We start from the raw sequence: 2,367 nt of genomic DNA, 5'->3' as shown, positions 1-2,367 counted from the left end.
CTTACTTAAGTAGTTTTCAGACGGACCCTAGAGTAAATGTTTTTAACCTCCGTTTAATAAAAAATATGCTATTATACTGATGATAAATCACCAAAACAAAGGAGCAATGAAATGAGTTATTCTGAAGAAACGCTTGCTAATTTAGAGCTGGGTCAGATAGAGGAAGCAAAGAAAAAGTTTGCTTGGGCACTGCGCAAAGATGATGACGATACCCTCTTTAGTTTAGCAGAGGAATTATATTCACTTGGCTTTAGCTCAATGTCTAAAAGAACATATCACCTTCTTTTAGAAAGGTATCCAAACGAAGATGAATTGCGAACAGCTTTGGCAGACATTGCTATTAGCGAAGGACAAGATGATCAAGCATTAAATTATTTAAGTGAGATCAAAGCAACGTCGCCAGCATACTTGGAAGCCTTGTTGGTGGAAGCAGATCTTTACCAAACCCAGGGGCTTTTTGAAGTCAGCGAGCAAAAACTATTAACTGCTTCTCAAATAGCCCCTGATGAAGAGGTTATCCAATTTGCTCTTGCTGAACTGTATTTTAGTATCAAAGAATACCGTAAAGCAGCAAATTATTATTTGAGTTTGATCAAACAGGGGATTCAATCTTATTCTAAAGTCAATATTGTTGGCAGATTGGGAGTTTCTTACGCAGAAATAGGTAAATTTGAACAAGCGTTAGGCTATTTAGAACAAATTCATGAAAAAGATCTTGATCCTGATACACGCTTCCAATTAGCTGTGACTCAGTATCAATTACACCATGAAGACGATGCTTTACGCAACTTTAATAAGCTAAAAGAAACTGATCCGGATTATGCCACTATTTATCCTTATATTGCAAAGATCTATGAAAATAAAGGGCAGTTTGGAGATGCTTTGATCACATTACAGGATGGTTTAAGTGTCGATCAGTATAATATCGCTCTTTACCAAGATGCCAGCCGAGTGGCTCAAAAGTTGGGCCAAGATGAAGATGCAGAGAATTATCTCCGTACGGCCTTAGACCAAGATCCTGATAACCTAACGCTTGTCATCGATTTGAGTAATTTGTTAGTGCGCTTAGGGCGTCATCAAGAAAACTTAGATTTGATTCAAACTTATCAAAAGCAAGATCAGTCCGATGCTAGATTGCTATGGAATCAAGGACGTTCTTTTGCTGCTTTAGATAATTATTCGGATGCCATCAATGACTATGAAGCAGCTTATGCTGAACTCAATACTGCCCCGGATTTTTTGTCTGATGCAGCAGTATTTTTCCGAAATGCCGGTCATAGACAACAAGCCATCAACTGTGCGAAAGCATATTTAACACTTTATCCAAACGACCCAGATATGAACCAATTTTGGGATGAAATTCAAGAATAAGTTAGCCAAAAACGGCTGTTGGTCTTTTTCACTGAACCAACAGCCGTTTTCGATTATAAAATATGTTGTCGAGACATAGTCCGATAATAATTTAAAGATGCTAAATCAAGGTGCAAGCTCCCGCACAATTGACCGTCAGTCAGATTTTGATGTTCGTTCAGGTAAGCTGCAATCGCAGCCTGTCGTAATCGACGAGGAACTAGCGGTAATGAGCAGTGGGGCTGGTCTTTTTTCAATACTTTATGTAGTCCTGCCAGAGATAAACGGGGCGCAGATAAGTCAAGACGTGTTTTTAGAAATAAATCATGGCAGTTTTGCATTTGCTGTTTGTCAGATTCCTCGTTTTGGAATTGAACAATAAAATCTTTTTCGTACTTTTGCCAATCCTCACGTTGTAAGACATGATAAAAATCAGGAGATACTATTTCTGAAATCGTATAAAAATGGGCCAATAAAAGTAAAACCATTTTCGTATAATTGGAAATAGTATGCGAGCTTAAATAGCCAGGAAGCTCAACTTGCCACCCATAAACATCTTCTATTTGCTTTGGCGATCGTTTAAGGCCTTGTAAGGTGACTGTCGGTAAGGAGGACGATAACTTATTTTTAAATAAAAATTTAAAGTAAGTGTTTAAATGGGTCAATACTTTATTGTATGTTGTATTTTTGATTTTTCTTTTCGTTTGCAACATTATCATGTATTCAATAACATCAGACTCTTCTAAAAGAGATAAATCACCAGACCTGCGATAATTTTCATTAAAATTACGCAAATATATGAACAGATCGTTAACATCATGACAAACATCGTTTTCAGTCGTTTTAACAACCAATTTATCATTTTGCAGATAGCGTTTAAAACGTTTTTCGTATGGAAAACTCATTTTTATTCTCCTTTAAAGGTTAAAGTAATCAGTTACTTTTACTTTAACAAAATAAGCAAAAATAAACAATGATCAGCCTGCTTCCGATAGTGTCAACTTTGTGTGGGTAAAT

General features: G+C 36.5%; 2 protein-coding genes. One reads left to right on the top strand and one right to left on the bottom strand.

Translation table 11 applies throughout. The features are described from left to right. Nucleotides 1–111: 111 nt before the first annotated feature. Nucleotides 112–1,371, top strand: coding sequence for a tetratricopeptide repeat protein (locus FC65_RS10110; protein ID WP_056972583.1), 1,260 nt, complete (start codon nt 112–114; stop codon nt 1,369–1,371). Nucleotides 1,372–1,424: 53 nt separating this feature from the next. Here the strand turns inward: FC65_RS10110 and FC65_RS10105 are convergent, their stop codons facing one another. Next, complete coding sequence (locus FC65_RS10105) at nt 1,425–2,255, bottom strand: hypothetical protein (protein WP_056972582.1); 831 nt, start codon at nt 2,253–2,255, stop codon at nt 1,425–1,427. Nucleotides 2,256–2,367: the final 112 nt, after the last annotated feature.

Source organism: Ligilactobacillus acidipiscis DSM 15836, from assembly GCF_001435755.1.
GTDB lineage: Bacteria > Bacillota > Bacilli > Lactobacillales > Lactobacillaceae > Ligilactobacillus > Ligilactobacillus acidipiscis.
The sequence above is the reverse complement of the archived record's forward strand: the minus strand, read 5'-3'. Positions and strand labels throughout refer to the sequence as shown.